This is a genomic window from Haloprofundus halobius (assembly GCF_020097835.1).
Classification (GTDB): domain Archaea; phylum Halobacteriota; class Halobacteria; order Halobacteriales; family Haloferacaceae; genus Haloprofundus; species Haloprofundus halobius.
Window position 1 is genome coordinate 677,352 of record NZ_CP083666.1, and the last position, 18,491, is coordinate 695,842.

25 protein-coding genes, 3 tRNA genes and 1 pseudogene are annotated in these 18,491 nt (G+C 64.7%); 12 read left to right on the plus strand and 17 right to left on the minus strand.

The window, feature by feature from the left end:
* Nucleotides 1-121: 121 nt before the first annotated feature.
* The 6 genes from LAQ74_RS03570 to LAQ74_RS03595 all read right to left on the minus strand — a co-directional run bounded on the left by LAQ74_RS03570 (nt 122) and on the right by LAQ74_RS03595 (nt 3,055).
* Nucleotides 122-745 (minus strand): hypothetical protein, encoded by a 624-nt coding sequence (locus tag LAQ74_RS03570; RefSeq protein ID WP_224335180.1) that lies wholly within the window; start codon nt 743-745, stop codon nt 122-124.
* A 313-nt stretch (nt 746-1,058) separates the two neighbouring features.
* On the minus strand, nt 1,059-1,724 hold the full coding sequence (locus LAQ74_RS03575) for a class I SAM-dependent methyltransferase (RefSeq protein ID WP_224335181.1): 666 nt from the start codon (nt 1,722-1,724) through the stop codon (nt 1,059-1,061).
* Nucleotides 1,725-1,871: 147 nt separating this feature from the next.
* Complete coding sequence (locus tag LAQ74_RS03580; RefSeq protein WP_117592850.1) at nt 1,872-2,066, minus strand: cold-shock protein; 195 nt, start codon at nt 2,064-2,066, stop codon at nt 1,872-1,874.
* A 126-nt stretch (nt 2,067-2,192) separates the two neighbouring features.
* Nucleotides 2,193-2,372 (minus strand): glycine zipper domain-containing protein, encoded by a 180-nt coding sequence (locus tag LAQ74_RS03585; protein ID WP_224335182.1) that lies wholly within the window; start codon nt 2,370-2,372, stop codon nt 2,193-2,195.
* A gap of 107 nt (nt 2,373-2,479) precedes the next feature.
* Nucleotides 2,480-2,553 (minus strand) — tRNA-Thr (locus tag LAQ74_RS03590).
* A gap of 10 nt (nt 2,554-2,563) precedes the next feature.
* Nucleotides 2,564-3,055, minus strand: coding sequence for a GNAT family N-acetyltransferase (locus LAQ74_RS03595; protein WP_425498507.1), 492 nt, complete (start codon nt 3,053-3,055; stop codon nt 2,564-2,566).
* Nucleotides 3,056-3,281: 226 nt separating this feature from the next.
* Here LAQ74_RS03595 and LAQ74_RS03600 point away from each other — a divergent pair, with 226 nt between their 5' ends.
* A complete protein-coding gene (locus tag LAQ74_RS03600) occupies nt 3,282-3,587 on the plus strand; it encodes a MazG nucleotide pyrophosphohydrolase domain-containing protein (RefSeq protein WP_224337372.1) in 306 nt (101 codons plus the stop codon).
* A 91-nt stretch (nt 3,588-3,678) separates the two neighbouring features.
* Here LAQ74_RS03600 and LAQ74_RS03605 read toward each other — a convergent pair whose 3' ends face one another.
* Entirely contained in the window at nt 3,679-4,266 is a 588-nt protein-coding gene (locus LAQ74_RS03605; RefSeq protein WP_224335187.1) for a CBS domain-containing protein, read from the minus strand.
* 187 nt (nt 4,267-4,453) lie between these two features.
* Between LAQ74_RS03605 and udk the strand changes: the two genes are divergently transcribed.
* A complete protein-coding gene (udk, locus tag LAQ74_RS03610) occupies nt 4,454-5,149 on the plus strand; it encodes a uridine kinase (protein ID WP_224335188.1) in 696 nt (231 codons plus the stop codon).
* Between the two features lie 19 nt (nt 5,150-5,168).
* Here the strand turns inward: udk and LAQ74_RS03615 are convergent, their stop codons facing one another.
* The 6 genes from LAQ74_RS03615 to LAQ74_RS03640 form a co-directional block, all read right to left on the minus strand.
* Nucleotides 5,169-5,486 carry a DUF5785 family protein gene (locus LAQ74_RS03615; RefSeq protein ID WP_224335189.1) on the minus strand — a complete coding sequence of 106 codons (318 nt, stop codon included), beginning with the start codon at nt 5,484-5,486 and terminating at the stop codon, nt 5,169-5,171.
* A gap of 51 nt (nt 5,487-5,537) precedes the next feature.
* Nucleotides 5,538-5,714, minus strand: coding sequence for a hypothetical protein (locus LAQ74_RS03620; protein ID WP_224335190.1), 177 nt, complete (start codon nt 5,712-5,714; stop codon nt 5,538-5,540).
* A gap of 472 nt (nt 5,715-6,186) precedes the next feature.
* Nucleotides 6,187-6,269: transfer RNA gene (locus tag LAQ74_RS03625), tRNA-Ser, on the minus strand.
* Nucleotides 6,270-6,358: 89 nt separating this feature from the next.
* On the minus strand, nt 6,359-6,667 hold the full coding sequence (locus LAQ74_RS03630) for a hypothetical protein (RefSeq protein WP_224335191.1): 309 nt from the start codon (nt 6,665-6,667) through the stop codon (nt 6,359-6,361).
* Between the two features lie 49 nt (nt 6,668-6,716).
* Nucleotides 6,717-7,472, minus strand: coding sequence for a TIGR04282 family arsenosugar biosynthesis glycosyltransferase (locus LAQ74_RS03635; protein ID WP_224337374.1), 756 nt, complete (start codon nt 7,470-7,472; stop codon nt 6,717-6,719).
* Between the two features lie 124 nt (nt 7,473-7,596).
* Complete coding sequence (locus LAQ74_RS03640; RefSeq protein WP_224335192.1) at nt 7,597-7,902, minus strand: HalOD1 output domain-containing protein; 306 nt, start codon at nt 7,900-7,902, stop codon at nt 7,597-7,599.
* A gap of 298 nt (nt 7,903-8,200) precedes the next feature.
* On the opposite strand from LAQ74_RS03640, the gene LAQ74_RS03645 reads away from it, so the two are divergent.
* Nucleotides 8,201-8,398: a hypothetical protein gene (locus LAQ74_RS03645; protein WP_224335193.1), complete on the plus strand. Its 198-nt coding sequence runs from the start codon at nt 8,201-8,203 to the stop codon at nt 8,396-8,398.
* A 23-nt stretch (nt 8,399-8,421) separates the two neighbouring features.
* On the opposite strand, the gene LAQ74_RS03650 is transcribed toward LAQ74_RS03645, so the two are convergent.
* From LAQ74_RS03650 to LAQ74_RS03660, 3 genes are all read right to left on the minus strand, one after another.
* The gene (locus LAQ74_RS03650; protein WP_224335194.1) at nt 8,422-9,057 is read right to left on the minus strand and encodes a uracil-DNA glycosylase; all 636 of its coding nucleotides are present in this window, start codon (nt 9,055-9,057) and stop codon (nt 8,422-8,424) included.
* 63 nt (nt 9,058-9,120) lie between these two features.
* Nucleotides 9,121-9,414 (minus strand): DUF7976 family protein, encoded by a 294-nt coding sequence (locus LAQ74_RS03655; RefSeq protein WP_224335196.1) that lies wholly within the window; start codon nt 9,412-9,414, stop codon nt 9,121-9,123.
* A complete protein-coding gene (locus LAQ74_RS03660; RefSeq protein WP_224335198.1) occupies nt 9,411-10,454 on the minus strand; it encodes an Mrp/NBP35 family ATP-binding protein in 1,044 nt (347 codons plus the stop codon). Before LAQ74_RS03660 ends, LAQ74_RS03655 begins: the two co-directional genes overlap by 4 nt.
* Nucleotides 10,455-10,568: 114 nt before the next feature.
* On the opposite strand from LAQ74_RS03660, the pseudogene LAQ74_RS03665 reads away from it, so the two are divergent.
* The 6 genes and pseudogenes from LAQ74_RS03665 to LAQ74_RS03690 form a co-directional block, all read left to right on the plus strand.
* A pseudogene (locus LAQ74_RS03665) lies at nt 10,569-11,153 on the plus strand (acyl-CoA dehydrogenase family protein); the annotation flags it as partial.
* 151 nt (nt 11,154-11,304) lie between these two features.
* Entirely contained in the window at nt 11,305-11,703 is a 399-nt protein-coding gene (locus LAQ74_RS03670) for an acyl-CoA dehydrogenase family protein (protein WP_224335200.1), read from the plus strand.
* Between the two features lie 147 nt (nt 11,704-11,850).
* Complete coding sequence (gene moaA / locus LAQ74_RS03675) at nt 11,851-12,810, plus strand: GTP 3',8-cyclase MoaA (RefSeq protein ID WP_224335202.1); 960 nt, start codon at nt 11,851-11,853, stop codon at nt 12,808-12,810.
* A 180-nt stretch (nt 12,811-12,990) separates the two neighbouring features.
* Nucleotides 12,991-14,184: a COG1361 family protein gene (locus LAQ74_RS03680; protein WP_224335204.1), complete on the plus strand. Its 1,194-nt coding sequence runs from the start codon at nt 12,991-12,993 to the stop codon at nt 14,182-14,184.
* 6 nt (nt 14,185-14,190) lie between these two features.
* Nucleotides 14,191-14,901, plus strand: a complete 711-nt coding sequence (locus LAQ74_RS03685; protein ID WP_224335206.1) for an ABC transporter ATP-binding protein — start codon at nt 14,191-14,193, stop codon at nt 14,899-14,901.
* The gene (locus tag LAQ74_RS03690) at nt 14,894-16,030 is read left to right on the plus strand and encodes an ABC transporter permease (RefSeq protein ID WP_224335208.1); all 1,137 of its coding nucleotides are present in this window, start codon (nt 14,894-14,896) and stop codon (nt 16,028-16,030) included. Before LAQ74_RS03685 ends, LAQ74_RS03690 begins: the two co-directional genes overlap by 8 nt.
* 69 nt (nt 16,031-16,099) lie before the next feature.
* Here the strand turns inward: LAQ74_RS03690 and LAQ74_RS03695 are convergent, their stop codons facing one another.
* Entirely contained in the window at nt 16,100-16,780 is a 681-nt protein-coding gene (locus LAQ74_RS03695) for a DsbA family oxidoreductase (RefSeq protein WP_224335209.1), read from the minus strand.
* A gap of 365 nt (nt 16,781-17,145) precedes the next feature.
* Here LAQ74_RS03695 and LAQ74_RS03700 point away from each other — a divergent pair, with 365 nt between their 5' ends.
* From LAQ74_RS03700 to LAQ74_RS03710, 3 genes are all read left to right on the plus strand, one after another.
* Nucleotides 17,146-17,397, plus strand: coding sequence for a hypothetical protein (locus LAQ74_RS03700; RefSeq protein ID WP_224335210.1), 252 nt, complete (start codon nt 17,146-17,148; stop codon nt 17,395-17,397).
* Entirely contained in the window at nt 17,394-18,230 is an 837-nt protein-coding gene (locus tag LAQ74_RS03705; RefSeq protein ID WP_224335217.1) for a beta-keto acid cleavage family enzyme, read from the plus strand. Before LAQ74_RS03700 ends, LAQ74_RS03705 begins: the two co-directional genes overlap by 4 nt.
* 176 nt (nt 18,231-18,406) lie before the next feature.
* Nucleotides 18,407-18,489, plus strand: a tRNA-Ser gene (locus tag LAQ74_RS03710).
* Nucleotides 18,490-18,491 lie beyond the last annotated feature (2 nt).

The following is an 18,491-nucleotide window of genomic DNA, read 5'->3' on the forward strand; positions in this document are numbered from 1 at the left end:
AGTACGACGCCGAGGAAGAACCGGTCTGCTCCATCCATCGTACCGAGAGTGTACGCCGATTCGACATAAACGTTCGCCGAGGTTCGTCAGGTTCGCCAAGACTCACCAGGGTTCGCCGCCGTCACAGCTCCCGGTCGAACCCGCGGACCGACGCCTCCATCGAGAGCACCGCCGCCAGAATCAGGAGACAGACGCCGGAGACGAGTGCGACGACGGAGACGGTCACCACGTCGACGCCGAAGCCCGCCTGCGTGAAGGGGTTGCCGCCACCCGCGGCGACGTATCCCTCGACGGCGTCGACGCCGCCGAATCCCAGGAGGACGAACGCGTGTGCCATCGCCGTCGCGAACCCGCCCGTGACGAACCCGAGCAGCGAACAGACCGCCTCGACGTTGAGCAGTTCGCGGGCCTTCGGTTCGCCCATCGACCGACCGAGTCGAAGCCGCCAGACGCCCACCGCCGCGTGGCCGACGCCGGTCAGCGAGACGAGGGAGACGCCGACCATCGCGATGAACGCCACTTTCGGCGCCGAGAACGCGACGGAGTCGGCGAAGTACGACCGCCGCACCGTCGGCGGCAACGACGTGAGCGCCGGATACAGCGCCGCGAGCGAGAATAGGAGGTACCCCTGCCACGTGAGCTTCCGCGCGATAGATTGCTGAAAGAGGGTGTGTCGCTCCGCTTGCAGTCGCTCGTAGGCGGATTCGCCCAAGAGCGCGTCGGCAATCGGATCCTCGACTGACACGCTGGTGGGTCCATGCTCCTGATATTTGTATGTGTCGCCACTAGTTAGCACACCCATCGGTTACGGTTCGCAATCGAGTCTCGTCACTCGCCCATCAGGGTCCGCCGACACACGTCGTACGCCCGTCTGACGTAGTTATTTATGCCCTACCGCATATCTGTCACTGCGCAGTCGGATACTGCACACTCCGCGCCGTGGACTCACCGCGGCAACCTGACACACCTTCTCCGCGCCGCCCGCCGCCACGGAGCGAAGCGCGAACCGGTGCCGAACGCGTGGTGAGACGTCGCGAGAGGCGTCGCTCGCCTACTGCTCACTCGGAGCGACGCCGGAACTGGCGGAGTGTGTCGTTTTTGAGGCGTTCAGCCGACGTCTCGACGAACCCGCGGTTGGAGAAGATTCGCCCCCAGCGACGGTAGTAGAGGGGGAACTCGTCGTCGACGTAGTTCACCTCGGAGACCTCGTTTCCTTCGGAGCGTCCGCCGCTTTCGCCGAGTTCGGTTCCCTCCGTACACTCGTCGGCCGCACCCTCTATCTCGACGGTGACGAGATAGTCGCTCGTGATGCGCGCGAGTTCGTCGAACACCCACTCGTGGTCGGGGTGGATGTGCTGGAGCGTCTCCACCGAGTAGACCGCCTCGAAGGCGTCGTCGTCGAACTCCGGGACGACGTTTTCGATGGTGTCGATGTGGAACGTTCCCGCGGCGGCGAGTTCGGGATACGCCTGCCGCATCACCGTCATCGCCTCCTCGTTGACGTCGATGCCGTGGAGATTCCGGTAGCCGTGGTCGTGGAGGTGCGCGAGATGCCGACCCGAACTACACCCGAGTTCCAGAATCGACGCGTCCGCGTCGAACTCGGCGTCGATGCGCCGACGAATCGCCTCGCTCGCTTCGTCGGGACCGTAGTACGCGTAGTAGTCCGGGGAGAACTCGCCGGAGCGTTCGGCCCACCGTTGACGGACTTCGTCGGGGTGCATATCTCGAACGTATCCGCCCGCGCGGTTAAGCGACCGGTTGTGTCGGAGCGACTTCGTCGGTTCTCGAACCGCGAAGCGACCCGCTACCGGAGTAGTCGCTAAAAAATAGGTAGTTCGGTGAAGAACCGTTTCGAGTGACTTCGGTTCTTAGAGTCGGGTGACGTTCGTCGCGCGCGGACCCTTCGGGGCCTGCTCGATGTCGAACTCCACTTCCTGTCCCTCTTCGAGGTCCGGGCCGCCGACGTCTTCCATGTGGAAGAACACGTCGTCGTCCGCATCTTCTGTCTCGATGAATCCGTAGCCGCCGGTGTCGTTGAAAAAGTCGACCGTACCTTTCGCCATTGCATCTAGTCTGACTCGCTACCCACTCATAACCCTTTTGAGCGAATCGGGGGAGGTGAGACAGGGCTCCGGACGAGTCGAAGAGTCGGATAACGGCCGCCTATCGGATGGAGACGCCGTTTTCGCCTACGTTGACTCGTTCCGAGACTGATGTGCTTCGAACGCCACGCCGAACACGACCCCGAGCGCGATACCGATAGTCAACTGATCCATCGCGACGCCGACTGCGACACCGAGACCAAGACCGAGTGCCATCCCTGTGCCGGTGTCTCGCTTCGAACTGGTTTCCTCGCTCGACGGGGCCATCGCCGGTCAGTACTCCGGATTTCGAGATAATACTGCCGGTCACTAGGGTCTTCGTGTCGAAGACACCTCCGGGGAGTTACCCCTCACGTCCGTTCGGGCACAGAAAAAGCCAGGAGTGGGATTCGAACCCACGAAGTCTCGATTACAAGTCGAGTGCATGAACCGCCCATGCTCTCCTGGCGCGCCGCGGGTTATCGGTCCGTCGGGGCGGTATTATCGTTTTCGACACGCTTCTCCAACTCGACGCGGTGGAGGCGGTAGCCGCGGCGTTCGTACAGCCTGCGGGCGGCCTCGTTTCCGGCCATCGCTTCGAGATGGATCACGTCCGCGCCGGCGTCGGCGAGCGCGCGCTCGGCGGCATCCAAGAGCGCGGTCCCGACGCCGTCGTTTCGGTACGCCGGGTCGACGTAGACGTTCTGAATCGCCCCCCGGCAGACGTCCTGCGCGTAGCTGTCGGTCTCCGGTTCGAACATGACGAAGCCGACGAGTTCGCGGTCGTCCGCGCGCGCGACGAGCAGTCCGCCGGTGACGACGTGTCGCGCGATGGCGTCGTGAATCTGTCCGCGGTTCGCCTCGGCGTGGAGATGCGAGCCGAACTCGCGTTGTCCAGCGGCGAGCGTCACCCATAGCTCGGCGATGCGCTCGGCCTCCTCCATCTTCGGGGATTCTATCTGTACGCTCACGGAGAACCGCCTCCAGGTCGGCGAGCGCGGTCGGCGTCGTTCGGTTCGATACCCATTTTTCCGTGCCAAACGGTATAGCGTTTTCTTCGGTCGGTTTCCGCAGCGATGGCATCGAGCGCGCAGGGTATTCCATCGTCGCGCGCTCGCGGGACCGACGAACGGGAGTTCGAAACGATTTCCTTCGACGCCCGAGCGTGTCGACATCATGGGAGACGACCACCGTTCGATGCCCGAACAGCAGCAAGTTGCCGCGTTCCTCGACCGGTACGAGATGCACGCCGACCCGGCGTACCAACTGCTGGACCTTACCTCCGAAGTCGGCGAACTCGCCGCCGACGCGACGAAATCCTCACAGTGGGGTGCGTCGCCCGAATCGCTCGACGTGAAGACCGACGAACTCGGTGACGCGCTGTTCTCGCTTCTGACGCTCGCCGAATCGCTCGACATCGACGCGGGCGAGGCGCTGCGCGAATCGCTCCGGAAGTACGAGTGTCGCATCGCCGAGAGCGGCGACGCGTCCTCGGCGGAGTAACGGCTGGGTTCGGACGTCGACGACCGACGCCGTTCCCCACCGAGCGTCGGCAGCGAAACGGCGTCTCTGGAAATTCCTCGGGCAGACGCCGTCAGACCTCTCGGCAGTCAGAACAGACGAGTTGTCCGTTGACGTTCGAGAGCGTCCGAGCGAGCGATCCGCACACCTCACAGATGCTCTGCGAGGAGTACGCCTCCGAATCGACGCCGCCGTTCGTCTCGATGTCGGAGGGGTTGTCGTTCGGCTCTCCGAACTCGCCGCCGGCGGGCGTCCGATCTCGGCTCTCCGGCCGCATCTCCTCCTGGGTCAACGTCGCTGCCATCAGGATGTCCCGTTCGGTGAGCAGCCCGACGAGTTCGCCGTTGTCGACGACGAGCGCCCACGGCGTCGCCTCCGAGCGCATCCGGTCTTTGGCGACGACGAGCGCCGTCTCCGACTCCACTATCGGTTCCGGTTCGACCATCACGTCCGAGACTGACGTCTCGTCCCTGTCGTCCAACACGACACCCAGCGCCACCCGCGAGGAGACGACGCCGACGGGCCGGTTTCCGCGGAGGACGACGATACAGTCGGCGTCCTCCTCGAACATCAACTCGGCAGCGGCTCGAACCGAGTCCGACTCACTCACCCCGACGAACTCTCGCTCCATGGCATCGCGTACCGTGACATCCGTATTCATACTAGAGTGTTTGCCGGAAATGGGCTAAAGTCTACCTCCAGTAGAGTTAATCCGCCCGACGTGCTATCTTTCTGTTCCGCGATTTCGGACGGACAGACCGCGGCCGGATGCTGCGCGACCTGTCAACGAACGCGGTTCGAGCGTCGGAAACAGTAGGTTCAAATCGCTCGGTGGACGCCTATCTGTAATGACCATCCCCTCGTTCGTCATCGGCATCGCGGGCGGCACGGGGGCGGGAAAGACGACCGTCTCACGACTCATCACCGAGAGCGTCGGCGAGTCGGTGACGCGAATCCCGCTCGACAACTACTACGAGGACCTCAGTCACCTCGAGTTCGAGAAGCGAACCGAGGTGAACTACGACCACCCCTCGGCGTTCGAGTGGGAGTTACTGCGCGAGCAGTTGACCTCGCTCACCGAAGGTCAGTCGGTCGAGATGCCGCAGTACGACTTCGAGATACACAACCGACAGGAGGAGCGCGTGACCGTCGAACCGACGGACGTCATCATCCTCGAAGGAATTCTCTCGCTGTACGACGAGGAGATAAACGAGATGATGGACCTCCGCCTCTACGTCGAGACGGACGCCGACGTGCGGATTCTCCGGCGCATCGAGCGCGACGTGGTCGACCGCGGACGGGACCTGGAGGGCGTCATCGACCAGTACCTCTCGACGGTGAAACCGATGCACGAGCAGTTCATCGAACCGACGAAGAAGCACGCCGACCTCATCATCCCCGAGGGTGCCAACAGCGTCGCCGTCGACCTCCTAGAGGAGAAAGTGCGCGCCGAAGTCACGGGCGACGCGACGCGCAACTGGGAGCGCGAGTCGTTCGACCGCGAACTCTCCGACACGGTGACGCTGAGCGAGCCCGAACCCTGAAGGAGGCGTTTTCGGCCGCCTACGACCGCGTGCGGGTGAAGTTCTCCGCGCCCTCGTAGAACCAGTAGCCGTTCGCGCGCATCGCGCGGCCGACCGCCTTGTGGAAGTCGACGAAATCCGAGAACTCCTCCTGGTCGACGCCCTCGAAGATGTCGCGGAGCGGGACGACGCGCTCGTAGTCGAGGCGAATCGGGTCGTCGCCGAACTCGGAGACGAACTCGTCGCGGTTCAGCGGGAAATCCTCGTCCTCGTTGACCTTCTTTGCGATGACGGCGTGGCCGTACTTTCGGCGTCCTTCGCTACCCTGTTCGCCATCGGGGTCGTGTGGCCAGTCCATATCCGGCAGTTGGTCGGTGGTCGCAAAACCGTTACCCTTCTCTGCAGGCTCTCATCTGGTGTGCGGATACGCGTCAAGTTCGACGAACGCCGTCGACCCGCAGGCGGCGCACTCGGTCGGCGATTCGTAGTGGTGTTCGTTTTCGTCGCTCCTGACGACTGTCCCGGCGTAGATGAGGTGACAGTTCTCGCAGACGAACTCATGCGGACGTTCGGGCACGTGTGACATACGGTCTCGTCAGCGTCTGGAGATTTGTAACTTCGTTGTGGTTTTTCTGAGTGTTCGGCGAGTGGATGGGCCCACGGCATCTGTCGGAACGAGTTCCGAAACCGGGGTCTCCAGTCGCTGTACCGCGAACGAGGCCGTAGTCGAGCGAGCGGCTTTTTGGTCCACCGTCAGAGCAGAGCTCTGACGAGCCGCTGACAAGCGCTTCGCGTTTGTCGCGTCGCGGAAGTCTACGACTTCCGCAGACTTCACTCACTTCGTTCACGAAGACAGGTTTTTGCGCCGAGTGGTCGCGCGGAGCGCGAACCGAGGCGGAAACAGGTGGAGCGGTGGGGCTGGAATTCGAACTCGCCGAGACGGTCGCTCCCGCCGGCCGCACTGCGACTCGTCTGCTCGAATCCAGTCGTCTCCGAATCAGATGCTCACGTCGGAGGCGAGCGGAGACACCGCTCGCCGTAATGTTCGCGCGAAAATGCGGTGGGACTGGGATTCGAACCCAGGAGGCCGAAGGCCACCTGCTTTCAAGGCAGGCGCAATAGTCCACTCTGCCATCCCACCGCACTCACGGGTTGGAAAGCCCGTGGTATAGACGTGACGGTCGACTTGGTTCCGTTAGCAGTTGTCGATAACGAAGGGAACGAACAGTTCTATCCGCTCTCCATCAAGTGGAATTCCTCTGGGTGGAACGTCGTCGCATCGTTCAAATTGACGTGAAGAGCGTCCGCAAATACATCGTCGTTGGAGAGACTAAACGTCATCAAATAACAGCCACCCTGACTTCCGTTTAGCTCTAGTTCTTTCCGTTCTCTCCCCGACCGCGACGTGCGTCTGGTCGTACGGGAGACCGTGAGCGGTTGTTTTCGTCGGGGTTGTCCGTCGTTCTTGTAGACGACTCTGTCACCCTTCTCGACGCGATCGACGGCGTCCCTTCCGGAAGCAATCGGGTCGATATCCATGTTCGTGATGTCTCGTTTGTGGTTATCTTTCTTCGTGATTCGTCGGTCCTCAGGCGCGGACGACTCGCTTCTCTCCGTCCTCAGCGACGACGCGAAGACCCAACTCGGCGACGAACTCGGCGGTGTGTTTCGGCACGATGCGTCCCGCCTCCCGCCGGGCGTGCAGCATCGGCAAGACAGTGAGGAGGTCCTCGCCCGTCTCGATAGTCGGTTGCATCGGGACGAAATCCACGTCGAGGCCCGCGTCGTGGCCACGAGCGGCGAGCGTCTCTATCTCGGAGGCGGTGAACGCCTCGGCGAAATCTATCGTGTCGGTGAACGCCGCGTAGTAGCACCGACCGTCCGTCGAGGGGCCGAGCACGACGGGCGTCGAGCGGAGCTTCATCGCCGCCGAGTCGACGAGCGTCCGCGTGAGAAGCGGGGCGTTCCCGCGGACGACAGCGACGGACTGCTCGCCCTCCGTGTTCAGGAGGTGCGAGACGGTGTTACCCGCGCGGGCGTCGAATGTCGAACCGACCTGTTTCTCGACGCGGACGTCGGAGAGGTCACCGAGCGCGTCGGCGGCGACGGCGCGAACCGCCGCGGCCGCCGGTTCGTCGGTGACGAACTCGTCGGGAAGGAGGTCGTCGGGCCGGTAGTTGACGAGCAGTTCGCCGCCCGAGCGAACGGCGGCGAGGAACGTGTCTCTCAGCATCGCGGCGTAGAGGTCGGCGGCTTCGGATTCGGTGAGCGGACTCGTCTCGGCGAGGTTCGGGAGGACGAGGCCCGGTCGCGGCGGGTCGGCGAGAACGGCGACGACGGTCATGCTCGTCCCTCGTAGCGGCATCTCCTTGAACTCGCTGGTGTGTCGCCGCGGAGGCGGTCATCGAATTCAGGAGAGACGGAGAGAAAACGGCGGTCGCGCGCTCCCGTCGCGACCGACGAGAACGTTATCGCTGCTGGGGTAGTTCGTACACGTCCACTTCGCCGGTGCTGAAGACGACGACTTCGTACGTTCCGTAGGTGAATCCGACGTACCGCATCGGCGTCGCCTCCGGCGCGGCGTTGCTCGACAACACCGCCTCGGCAAAGCCGAGGTCGATGACGTTACCGATGGGGGGTTGCAGTTGGAGGGGGTCGGTGTCTTTCGCCCTCGCGAGCGCCTTCGCGACGGCGAGCGTCAGCGAGTCCGGATCGTCGGGGTCGTACGTCGCACTCGCCACTTCGGTCCGACGCGCTGTGACGAAGTCGTTCACCGACGCGCTCGCATCCGAAGAATCCGAATCGGCGGAATGCTCGGCTGTCGACGCTCGACTCGTATCATTCGTTGAATCTCCCTTCGAATTGCCCGGTCTATCCATATCCGTCAGTTGTGCCGGCATACCGATTTAAATGCTTTATGGATTATTTCCTAAATGCCGAAACGACAATTTTACTAGCAACGTTCGTTCTCTGAAACGACGTATCCAGTTCGTTGATACTGATACGAGTGTATCGAAATAGATGAGTGACAGGGGAGCAATACTCTTTGCCGTCGATTCCGACGCGTGAGGTATGGACGTCCTCAAGCAGGTCACGCGAGTCGTCGTCGTCGTCATCGGAGCGGCGGGGTTCGGGGCGGCACTCACGTTCTTCGCCGTCGGCCTGTCGGCTGCGACGGTCGTCGCCTCAACACTGGTTGCGGTCTGTGTCACGGTGATGGTCCGATTTGCGATACGTCGGGCCGTGAGGACGGAGACGCCGTACTGGTAGCTGAGCGGTCGAACCCTCGTACGCTACCGTCCGCGTCGGCCCTTCGTCTGCCGGTAGTCGCGGCCGAAGACGTTCTCGGTGACGTGTTCGACGAACGCCTCGGTCTGGTCGTCGGTCTGTCTGTCGAGTTCGACCATCGGCACGAGTTCGAAGCCGCGGCCGCGAATCGTCGTCGCGTGTTCCGCGTCGACGTCGAAGCTCTCGACGCGGCGGGTGGTGTAGTCGAACGCCAGCGCTTCGAGCGCCCGCTGGCCGACGGGGACGATGATTTGCGGGTTTATCATCCGAATCTCGGCGTTGAGATACGGTTCGCACGTCTCTATCTCCTCGTCGGTCGGCGCACGCTCGGGGTGGCGACAGCGCGTCAGGTTCGTGAGAAAGACGTTCTGGAGGTCGGGGTCGGTCGACTCCGGCGGCGACCGTGAGAAGCCGAGTTCGCCGAGAACGTACTGGAGGCGTTCGCCCGCCGCGTCGCCGACGAACGGAATCCCTGCCTCGTCGGCCCCGGCGCTCGGCATCTCGCCGACGAAGAGGAACTCCGCGCCCACGTCGCCGTAGCCGTGGACGATGTGCTCGCGCGTCTCGCAGAGCGCCGGGCAGTTCGTGCAGTTCTCGTCCATGCTGAAGGGGTTCTCCAGCCTGTGCTGGTGGGCGTCCACGGGGTGGCTTGGAGGAGGCGAGATAAAACGCTGCGGGAGGGCGGCGGTACGAACGATCCGCGACTACCGCCGCAACCCGCCCTGCTCTTTGATGTTCATGATGTGGCGGACGTTCAGGTAGATCTCCTCGGGCGACGTCTCCCCCTCCTCGTCGTAGAGGTCGCTCACGCGGTACAGGATCGCCGACAACTGACGGCTCTCGGAGCTCTCGCCGTAGACGTCCTCCGCTATCTCGCGGAGCACTCGGACGCGCTCGTCGTTCGCCGGAAACTCCACGTCCGAGTCGGGGGCCATCTGCCAGTCGGGGTCGTCTCCGCTCTCACCGCCGCTGTCCGGCTCCACGGCCTCCTCCGTCATCGCTGCGACCGGAGCTTCATCCGGTTGACGACGCCGACGTTGTTGGCGACGTTCTCGGTCAGCACGCGGAAGGCGTCGGCCGTCTCGTCGTCTTCCTCCAACACGATGGGTTCGCCGCCGTCGCCGCCGGTTCGGACGTCTGGATCGAGCGGAATCCCGCCGAGGTACGGGAGGTCCGTCTCCTCGGCCAGGGCCTTCCCGCCACCGGAGCCGAAGATCTCGTGGCTGCTGCCGCAGTCGGGGCAGACGAAACTCGACATGTTCTCGACGACTCCCAGCACATTCGTGCCGTGGGTGCCGAACATCCGAAGCCCCTTCCGGGCGTCGTCGAGCGCCACGTCCTGCGGCGTCGTGACGATGACCGCACCGGTGAGGGGAAGCGTCTGCAGGACGGTCAGTTGCGTGTCGCCCGTTCCTGGTGGTAAGTCGAGCACGAGGTAGTCGAGTTCGCCCCACTCCACGTCCTCGACCAACTGCGTCAGAATCTTGTGGACCATCGGGCCGCGCCAGATGACGGGGTCGTCCTCGCCGACGAGAAACGCCATCGACATCAGTTTCATCCCGTATTTTTCGGGCGGGATGATGGTCTCCTCGGCAGTCGCCTGCGGGTGGTCGTCGGCGGCGACCATCCGCGGGACGTTTGGCCCGTAGACGTCGGCGTCGAACAGACCGACGCGCGCGCCGAGTTGCGACAGTCCGGCGGCGAGGTTGACGGCGACGGTCGATTTGCCGACGCCGCCCTTCCCGGAGGCGACGGCGATGACGTTCTTGACGCCGGGCAGCACCTGCTCGCTCTGTGAGAGCGACGACGGCAGCTTCGCCGAGAGGTCGACGTCGAGGCCCGCCTCCGAGAGCACCTCGCGGACGCGACTCGCAATCTGAGTCTCGTTCGGGGCGTAGGGTGCGCCGAGCGCGAGCGATACGCGAGCGACGCTGTCGTCGACCTCGACGGCGTTGACCAGACCGAGCGAGACGATGTCTTCGCCGAGGTCCGGGTCCTCGACCTCCCGGAGGAGATCTCGTACGTCGGCTTCGTTCATGCCCTCATGGTGGGTTCGTCGGTCGAATAAGGGTTATGTAAGCGGTGAGGCGAAGACGACCCCAAACCCTCGCCATCGCATACAACTATTACCCGCTCCGCGTGTGCGTACCTCATGCGATTCGCACTCACGGACGCGCAGCGAGCAGTTCGGGACGACGCTCGGGAGTTCGCGGAGTCGAACGTCGTTCCGCGCGCGGACGAACTCGACCGGAACGAAGCGTACCCCGAAGCGATTCTCGGGGACCTCGCCGACCGTGGGTACGCCGGACTGACAGTCGCCGAAGAGTACGGCGGCCGCGGCGAGGGGATGGTGGAACTCGCGCTCGTCACCGAGGAACTGTCGGCGGGACTCATGGCCGTCGCGAGCGCAGTCGCGCTCCACCTCGGCGTCGCCGAAATCGTCGAGCGGTTCGGCACCGACGCCCAGAAGGAGCGCTTCCTGCCGGCGATGGCGGGCTACGACCGCGTCGGCGCGCTCGGACTCAGCGAGGAGCACGCCGGTAGCGACAAACGGGGTATCGAGACGACGGCGACGCGGGAGGGCGACGAGTGGGTGCTCGACGGCCACAAGCGCTGGGTGACGAACTACGACGACGCCGACGAGGTACTCGTCTACGCGAGGACCGGACCGGCCGAGGACGCTCCGCGGAACGTCACCGCGTTCCTCGTCCCCGCCGACGAGTTCGAGATCGACACCGTCTGGGAGACCCTCGGCGTGCGGAGCGTGAAGTCGCCGAAGGTGACGCTCTCCGACGTTCGCGTCCCCGACGACCGGCGGATCGGCGAGGTGGACGAAGGGCTCGTCGAGCGCGGGAACGCGACCACTGGCGTGAACGTCCCCGCGCGCCGTGGGCCTCGCCCGCGCCGCGCTCGAAGACACCGTCGCCTACACGAGCGAGCGCGAGCAGTACGGCGGCCGTATCGGCGACTACCAGGGCGTCCGCTGGCGCGTCGGCGAGATGGCTCGCCGCGTCGACACCGCGCGACTGCTCACGCTTCGGGCGGCCGACTACGCCGATCGCGGCCGCGACGCGAGCCGCGAGTTCGCCATGGCGAAAGTGTACGCCACCGAGGCCGCCGTCGACGTGACGAACGACGCGCTCCAGCTCCACGGCGGCGTCGGCTACACGACCGAGCGGCGGATCGAACGCTACCTGCGCGACGCGCGTCTCCTGACCATCGCCGGCGGACCGAACGAGGGCCACCGCGACAGCGTCGCCGACGCGGTTTACGACCGCGGCGCGTGAGACGGAGGCCGTTCTGAGGCGTCGAGCCGTCGCTCGGCGACGGTGACCGCCGGACGCGGTCGTCGGGACGTTCGAAACCGAATCCGGTTACGTGTGTCTCGAAAGCGCCCACTCATTTAAGAACGTCCCCACGAATTTTCACGACATATGTTGACGGACGACTTCGGCAGGGACGTCACCGGCGTCCGTATCTCGCTGACGGACCGGTGTAACTTCGACTGCGTCTACTGCCACAACGAAGGGCTGGGCGACACCCGCGGGCCGATGGACCCGCAGGACGACGAGATGAGCGCCGACGACGTCGTTCGCTTCCTCGAAGTCGTCGAGGAGTTCGGCGTCCGGAAGGTGAAGTTCACCGGCGGCGAACCCATGTTACGGGGGGACCTCGAAGAGATCATCGAGCGGACGCCCGACTCGATGGAGACGTCGCTGACGACCAATGGGACGTTCCTCCCCGGCCGCGCGGCGGACCTGAAGGCGGCGGGACTCGAACGGGTGAACGTCTCGCAGGACGCGCTCGACCCGGAGGCGTTCGCCGAAATCACGAAATCCGGCGCGTACGACCGCGTGATGGAAGGCGTCGACGCCGCGCTCGATGCCGGTCTCGACCCGGTGAAGCTGAACATGGTCGTCTTCGAGCACACCGCGGGCTACGTCGAGGGGATGGTCGACCACGTCGCCGAGAACGACGGCCTCCAGTTGCAGCTCATCGAGTACATGCCCGAACTGACGGGGAAACCCGAGTGGAGCATCGATATCCAGCGCGTCCACGACTGGCTCGCCGACATCGCCGACCGCGTCGAACACCGCGAGATGCACGACCGGAAGCGCTACTTCGTCGGAGGTGGGATGGTCGAAATCGTCGACCCCGTCGGCAACGAGAACTTCTGTGCGAACTGCCACCGCGTCCGCGTCACCCACGAGGGCTACCTGAAGGGCTGTCTCAACCGCAACGACGACCTGCGCCCGATGGGCGACATGACCCGCGCGGAGATTCGCGAGACGTTCCACGAAGTCGTCGAAAAGCGGGTGCCGTACTACGGCGAGTATCTCGTCCGCGACGAACAAAACGAGTGGGTGCTCAACGAGAAGTACCTTCACGCCTGAGCGAACGGTCTCGTTTCGCCCGCGACTCGTCTGGGCCAGCCTCTCTCGCACCGACCGTCTTCTCTGGCTCTGGTAGCGTTCGCCGCGATTGGTTCGACAATATGATTCGTAATTTTATCTGGGCTGAGTGATCACCCGGACGGAAACGGCTAAGTCTTGTGTGTAGGATAGTACAATATCGTGAAATTCCTCACCGGTTCGACGGCGAGCGTCGTCGTCGCCGCCCTCCTGACGAGCGTCGTCGCGGGACCGTTTCTCGCCGCGCCCGTGGTCGCGGACGAGACGTTCGTCTCCGTGGCCGTCGACAGTTCGACGAGCCAACCGGTCCCCGAGAGCGAGTTCACTGTCACACCGACGCTCCGGAACGCGAACGACAGCGACGAACCGTACGTCGTCGACAGCGTTCGGGTGCGAAAGTCGGCCGACCGAACGAGCAAGCAGTACGCCGGGCGCTCCTCGCTCGGCCGACTCGACCCCGGTGACACCCTGCGCCCGGAACTGAACGTCACGCTGAACGAGACGGGCCAGCAGACGCTGTACGTCCACGTCGAACTCCGCGGGTTCGACGGGGACACGCGCCGAATCGTCCAGCCGCTCGACGTCACCGTCCGGCAACCGCACCCGCAGTTGGAGGTGAGCACCGAGGAAGCGGTCGTCGGTGCCGAGCGTCGGATGAACGTCACCGTCGCAAACGGGCTGAACGACAGCGTTCGACAGGTCCAACTCTCGCTCGCGAGCGACGACATCGAGTTCCGTGAACCCGACCGCGTCGCCGCGGCGCTCGACGCTGGCGAGACTCGGACGTTCTCCTTCGACGCCACCGCCGAGGTGGGCGAGCGGATCCCGATGCGAGCGGTGCTTACCTACGTCGACTCCGACGGCGAACGCCGCCGCAGCGTCGAGACGTTCGACGCCGACTTCCGGCCACCGGAGAACCCCGGTAGCATCGACCTCACTGGTGTGAGCGTCGACTCCGACGGCACCGACGACGCCGGCGACCGCGTCTCCATCTCCGGGAGCGCGGCCAACCTCGGCAACGAGCGCGTCGACAGCGTCGTCGTCAGCGTCGTCGGCGAAGAAGACGTCTCGCCCGCGCAACCCCAACCCGAGTACTTCGTCGGCACCGTCGAGTCGAGCGACTTCGTCTCCTTCGACCTCGATGCCCGACTCGCGAACAACCGGACGGCGATTCCGATACGGGTGCGCTACAGCGTCGACGGCGTGACCCAGGAGACGGTGACGACGGTGAACTACGAAGCCGAGACGAGCGACGACGCCGACCAATCGAATCAGAACGAACTGTCGCTGCCGCTACTCGGGGGTCTCTTGGTCGCGCTCGTCTTCGTCGTGACGGTCCTCTTGCGGCGGGAGTAGTCGACGATGCACGTAGATTCGCCGACGGACGCGCAGACGGATGCGGACGCGCGGATTATCGACGGCACCGGCGTGGTCAAAGAGTACCGGACGGGCGCGGAGACGGTTCGCGCCCTGAAGGGGATCGACTTCCACATCGACCGCGGCGAGTTCGTCTCCATCGTCGGCCCCAGCGGAAGCGGCAAATCCACGCTTTTGAACGTCCTCGGCCTACTCGACGTGCCCACCTCGGGAACCGTCACCGTCGAGGGGTACGACGTGTCTGCGCTCTCGGGAACGGCCGCGACCCGCCTGCGAAAGCGCGTCATCGGCTTCGTCTTCCAGAGTTTCTACCTCATCCCGACGCTCACCGCGCTGGAGAACGTCGAGGTGCCGCGGCTGTTGGACCGAAAGCCCACGGAGACGACCGCGCGGGCGACGGACCTCCTCGAACGAGTGGGTCTCGGCGAGCGACTCGACCACTATCCGAACGAACTGTCGGGGGGACAGAAACAGCGCGTCGCCATCGCGCGGTCGCTCGTCAACAGCCCCCAGATCGTGCTCGCGGACGAACCCACCGGGAACCTCGACAGGGAGACCGGCGACCGGATTCTCGACGAGTTCGACCGCATCACCGACGAAGGAGTCGCCGTCGTCACCGTCACCCACGACGACTACGTCAGCGAGTTCGCCGACCGGACGGTCGAACTCGTCGACGGGAGGCTCTCGGATGTTTGAGTCGCTGTGGCGGCGGTTCCCGGTCGTCCTCATGGCGCGACGGAACCTGACGCGGGCGCGGACCCGGTCGGCGTTGGCCATCGCGGCCATCGTCATCGGCGTCGTCGCCATCGCCACGCTGGGCATCGCGGGCGTCGCGTTCAAGGACGCGCAGTTCGAGACGCTCGGCTCCATCGGCACCGACCTGCAGGTGTCCCCCGGCGAGGACAACGACGACGGTCAACTGACCGACGCCGACCTCCGCGAGATGGAGCGCGCGACCGGCGACGCCGAACTGGTCCCGCTGAACCAGCGGAACGCGGAGCTGGTCGTCGGACGCGAGGACGGCTCCGTCACGGTGTACGGCGTCGAAGACCCGGACGAGTTGTACACGGTTCGCGACGGGACGATTCCGGGCAACTGGCGGCGCGGCGCGCTCGTCGGCGCGACGCTCGCCGACCGCTACGACCTCGAACCGGGGAACAAACTCGAACTCGACGGCGAGACGTACCGCGTCGCCGCAGTACTCGAAGACGAGGGGCAGGCAGCGGTCGCAAGTCCGAACGAGGCGGTGATTCTGCCACAGAGCGCCTTCGACTCGGAGGGGTACGCGCAGGTCGTCGTCCGCTCGGACGACGCCGAGGCGGCCAACGAGTCGGCGGTGGCTATCCGCGACGCGCTCAACGGTCGCGAGCAACGGGTCAGCGTCTTCGAGCGCGGCGAGGTCTCCGACCAGATAGACGAGGCGTTCGCCCAGGTCAACCTGTTTCTGGTCGGGTTGGGCGCGATTTCGCTCGTCGTCGCCGGCGTGAGTATCGCCAACGTGATGCTGATGAGCGCCATCGAGCGCCGCGAGGAGATCGGCGTGCTCCGCGCCGTCGGCTACGAACGAAGCGACGTGCTCCGAATCATGCTCACCGAGGCGACGCTGCTCGGCGTCGTCGGAGCGTTCCTGGGGGTTCTCGTCAGCCTCGGGCTGGGGCTCGTCATCAACGACGCGCTGCTGGGCAACCCGCTGGCGTTCACCGTAGAAGGACTTCGCTACGCGCTCCTCGGTTTCGTCTTCGGCGTCGCGGCGAGCGCACTCGGCGGCCTGTATCCCGCGTGGAAAGCATCGCGGCAGCGACCGGTCGATGCGCTGCGCGGATGACGCGTACGCAGCGACTGTGACGGACGGTCGCCCCCGGTAGTTCGCGCTGGTGTCCGCTCGTGCGGGCGGTTATCGGTTCTCGACGAGCGTCTGAATCGAGCCCTCGGGGACCGCACCCTGGGCCGTTCGATCCTGGTAGACGAACGACGGGATGCCGGTGATCTCTTCGCGCTCGGGGTCGTCGAGCGCCTCCGTGAGTCGCTGTTCGTGTCGCTGATCGCTCAGAGCCGACCGAACCGAAGCCGGGTCGATACCGGCGGCACCGGCGATGTCGACGAGCGTCTCGTCGGAACCGATGTCCTCGCCGTCGCGCCACAGCGCCGAAAAGAGCCAGTTGTGAACGGTCTCGAAGCGGTCGGGGTGCTCGTCTTGGATGTACAACGAGAGCTGCTGGGCCTTCCGCGAGTCCACGGTCCGATACGTCGGCGAGGAGAGGTTCATCTCGACGCCGTAACGACTCGCCAACTCCTCGACGGCCGACCACGGCGCGCCGAGCGACTCCTCGACGTCTATCTCTCGGCGTATCGTCCCGTCGCTGTCACGGTACGGTTCGCGGAGGTCGAACGGTCGCCACTCCACCGACAGCGACGAGAGCCCTCTGCTCTCACGGTTGGTCAGATAGTTAGACAGAACCTCGGTACCGAGATAGCTGAACGGACAGACGTAGTCGGCGTAGACGACAAGTGAATCGGTCGTTTGAACGCTCGTTGGGGGACCTACACCGTTCTCACTACCCTCGATATCTCGCATACGGTTACCTACGTACTACCCTCGTAAGTAGCCACGCCCCAATCATCGACACAATCGTGGGCGACAGCCTCCTCGAACCCGCCAGTTGCGGGAACCGACACCACACTTCCGGTGAGCCATCACGCGACAACTGGACTCTCCAGAAAGATGGTCGAACGGCGGTCTCCGAACCGATAGGTATCACAGAGAACTGATGTGTCCGAAATCTGAGTACAGTACCGAACCCGAGAACGTCAGAGAACCGGAGTGACGAAGCGGTCAGCGCAGGGGACCGAAGTCGTGATGTCGGGATAAATAGGCGATAGATTAATAAGGTGGCCGGGGGGTTACCGGGGGTTGATGTCAGACGTGAGGCAACGAGTGGTATGACCGACCGTTGTCCGTACCTCGACTACCGCCGGAAGGCGGGTGGGCAGTCGTTCGACGCGGCGCGCCCGTACTGCACAGCCGCCGAGGAGTTCGTCCAACCGATGCGCGCGGATATCTGCGCCGGACGGTACGGACTCGACCACGCGACCGACTGCGAAATCTACCTCGCGCACACGGACGACACGACTGTCGACGTGGCTGGCGCGACGCCCGACGGCAACGAGTCGCGCGAGGTCGACGACGAATGAGCTACGACGACTACCTCGCCGGGAAACCGGTCATCGTCACCGCGGCGCTGACCGGCGGCGTCCAAGGGAAGGAAGCCCACCCGAACCTGCCGGAGACGCCCGGCGAAATCGCCGCGGCGGCCGCCGCCTGTGAGGAGGCGGGTGCGAGCATCGTCCACCTCCACGCGCGCCGCGACAGCGGCGAACGGGCCTTTTCGACTGAGCGGTTTCAGGAAGTGACCGACGCAGTCCGTAATGCGACCGACGACGTCGTGATACAGCACTCGACCGGCGGGACGGGTGCGCCGGACGCGTTGCGAGCGGAACCGCTGCGGACCGACCCCGCACCGGAGATGGCGTCGCTCGACATGGGGCCGCTGAACCGCTACGACCGCCTCACGAGCGAGAACACGCGCGCGACCGTCCGGATGCTCCACGAGGAGATGCGCGAACGCGGAATCAAACCCGAGTTGGAGGTGTTCAACGACGGCCACCTCAACGAGTCGCTGGCTATCGTCGACGAGCTCGACGCGCCGCCGTACGTCAACCTCATCTTCGGGCCGGGGACGCTCTCGGTCCCCCATCCGCGGAGCCTCCTGACGATGGTGTCGCACCTGCCCGAGAACGCGGAGTTCAACGTGCTCGGCTTCAGCCGTCACCAACTACCGCTGACGACGATGAGCATGGTGTTGGGCGGCCACGTCCGCGTCGGACTGGAGGACAACATCTACTACCGGAAGGGCGAGTTGGCCGAGAGCAACGCGCAGTTCGTCGAGCGGGCGGTCCGCATCGCCGACGAGCTGGGGCGACCGGTGGCGACGCCCGCGCGGGCGCGGGAGATTTTGAGCCTCTGAGTGGCCGGTTCCGGGACCCACCGCGAGCGGCGCGTTCACGCGACGCGGTATGTCACCGAAAGCCACGTTCTCCGCCCTTTCGTGACGTTTAAGTACCGTCCACGGATTACTCAGAATGCAGTCACTGTAGGGGCGCGACGTCCCGAGTCCAGACGGGCGAAGATACGACAACCAGGGTTGCGGTAGCCAAGTGGCCCAAGGCGCTGGGTTGCTAACTCAGTGGCGTCATGCCTCCGGGGTTCGAATCCCCGCCGCAACGCT

Excerpts from the sequence above, each read along its gene's own strand:
- LAQ74_RS03635 (WP_224337374.1), bottom strand. The coding sequence starts at position 7,472 with ATGACCGTCGTCGCCGTTCTCGCCGACCCGCCGCGACCGGGCCTCGTC.
- LAQ74_RS03690 (WP_224335208.1), top strand. The coding sequence starts at position 14,894 with ATGTTTGAGTCGCTGTGGCGGCGGTTCCCGGTCGTCCTCATGGCGCGA.
- LAQ74_RS03695 (WP_224335209.1), bottom strand. The coding sequence starts at position 16,780 with ATGCGAGATATCGAGGGTAGTGAGAACGGTGTAGGTCCCCCAACGAGC.
- LAQ74_RS03575 (WP_224335181.1), bottom strand. The coding sequence starts at position 1,724 with ATGCACCCCGACGAAGTCCGTCAACGGTGGGCCGAACGCTCCGGCGAG.
- LAQ74_RS03585 (WP_224335182.1), bottom strand. The coding sequence starts at position 2,372 with ATGGCCCCGTCGAGCGAGGAAACCAGTTCGAAGCGAGACACCGGCACA.
- udk (WP_224335188.1), top strand. The coding sequence starts at position 4,454 with ATGACCATCCCCTCGTTCGTCATCGGCATCGCGGGCGGCACGGGGGCG.
- LAQ74_RS03705 (WP_224335217.1), top strand. The coding sequence starts at position 17,394 with ATGAGCTACGACGACTACCTCGCCGGGAAACCGGTCATCGTCACCGCG.
- moaA (WP_224335202.1), top strand. The coding sequence starts at position 11,851 with ATGTTGACGGACGACTTCGGCAGGGACGTCACCGGCGTCCGTATCTCG.
- LAQ74_RS03645 (WP_224335193.1), top strand. The coding sequence starts at position 8,201 with ATGGACGTCCTCAAGCAGGTCACGCGAGTCGTCGTCGTCGTCATCGGA.
- LAQ74_RS03580 (WP_117592850.1), bottom strand. The coding sequence starts at position 2,066 with ATGGCGAAAGGTACGGTCGACTTTTTCAACGACACCGGCGGCTACGGA.
- LAQ74_RS03620 (WP_224335190.1), bottom strand. The coding sequence starts at position 5,714 with ATGTCACACGTGCCCGAACGTCCGCATGAGTTCGTCTGCGAGAACTGT.
- LAQ74_RS03630 (WP_224335191.1), bottom strand. The coding sequence starts at position 6,667 with ATGGATATCGACCCGATTGCTTCCGGAAGGGACGCCGTCGATCGCGTC.
- LAQ74_RS03685 (WP_224335206.1), top strand. The coding sequence starts at position 14,191 with ATGCACGTAGATTCGCCGACGGACGCGCAGACGGATGCGGACGCGCGG.
- LAQ74_RS03605 (WP_224335187.1), bottom strand. The coding sequence starts at position 4,266 with ATGAATACGGATGTCACGGTACGCGATGCCATGGAGCGAGAGTTCGTC.
- LAQ74_RS03600 (WP_224337372.1), top strand. The coding sequence starts at position 3,282 with ATGCCCGAACAGCAGCAAGTTGCCGCGTTCCTCGACCGGTACGAGATG.
- LAQ74_RS03615 (WP_224335189.1), bottom strand. The coding sequence starts at position 5,486 with ATGGACTGGCCACACGACCCCGATGGCGAACAGGGTAGCGAAGGACGC.
- LAQ74_RS03700 (WP_224335210.1), top strand. The coding sequence starts at position 17,146 with ATGACCGACCGTTGTCCGTACCTCGACTACCGCCGGAAGGCGGGTGGG.
- LAQ74_RS03655 (WP_224335196.1), bottom strand. The coding sequence starts at position 9,414 with ATGACGGAGGAGGCCGTGGAGCCGGACAGCGGCGGTGAGAGCGGAGAC.
- LAQ74_RS03660 (WP_224335198.1), bottom strand. The coding sequence starts at position 10,454 with ATGAACGAAGCCGACGTACGAGATCTCCTCCGGGAGGTCGAGGACCCG.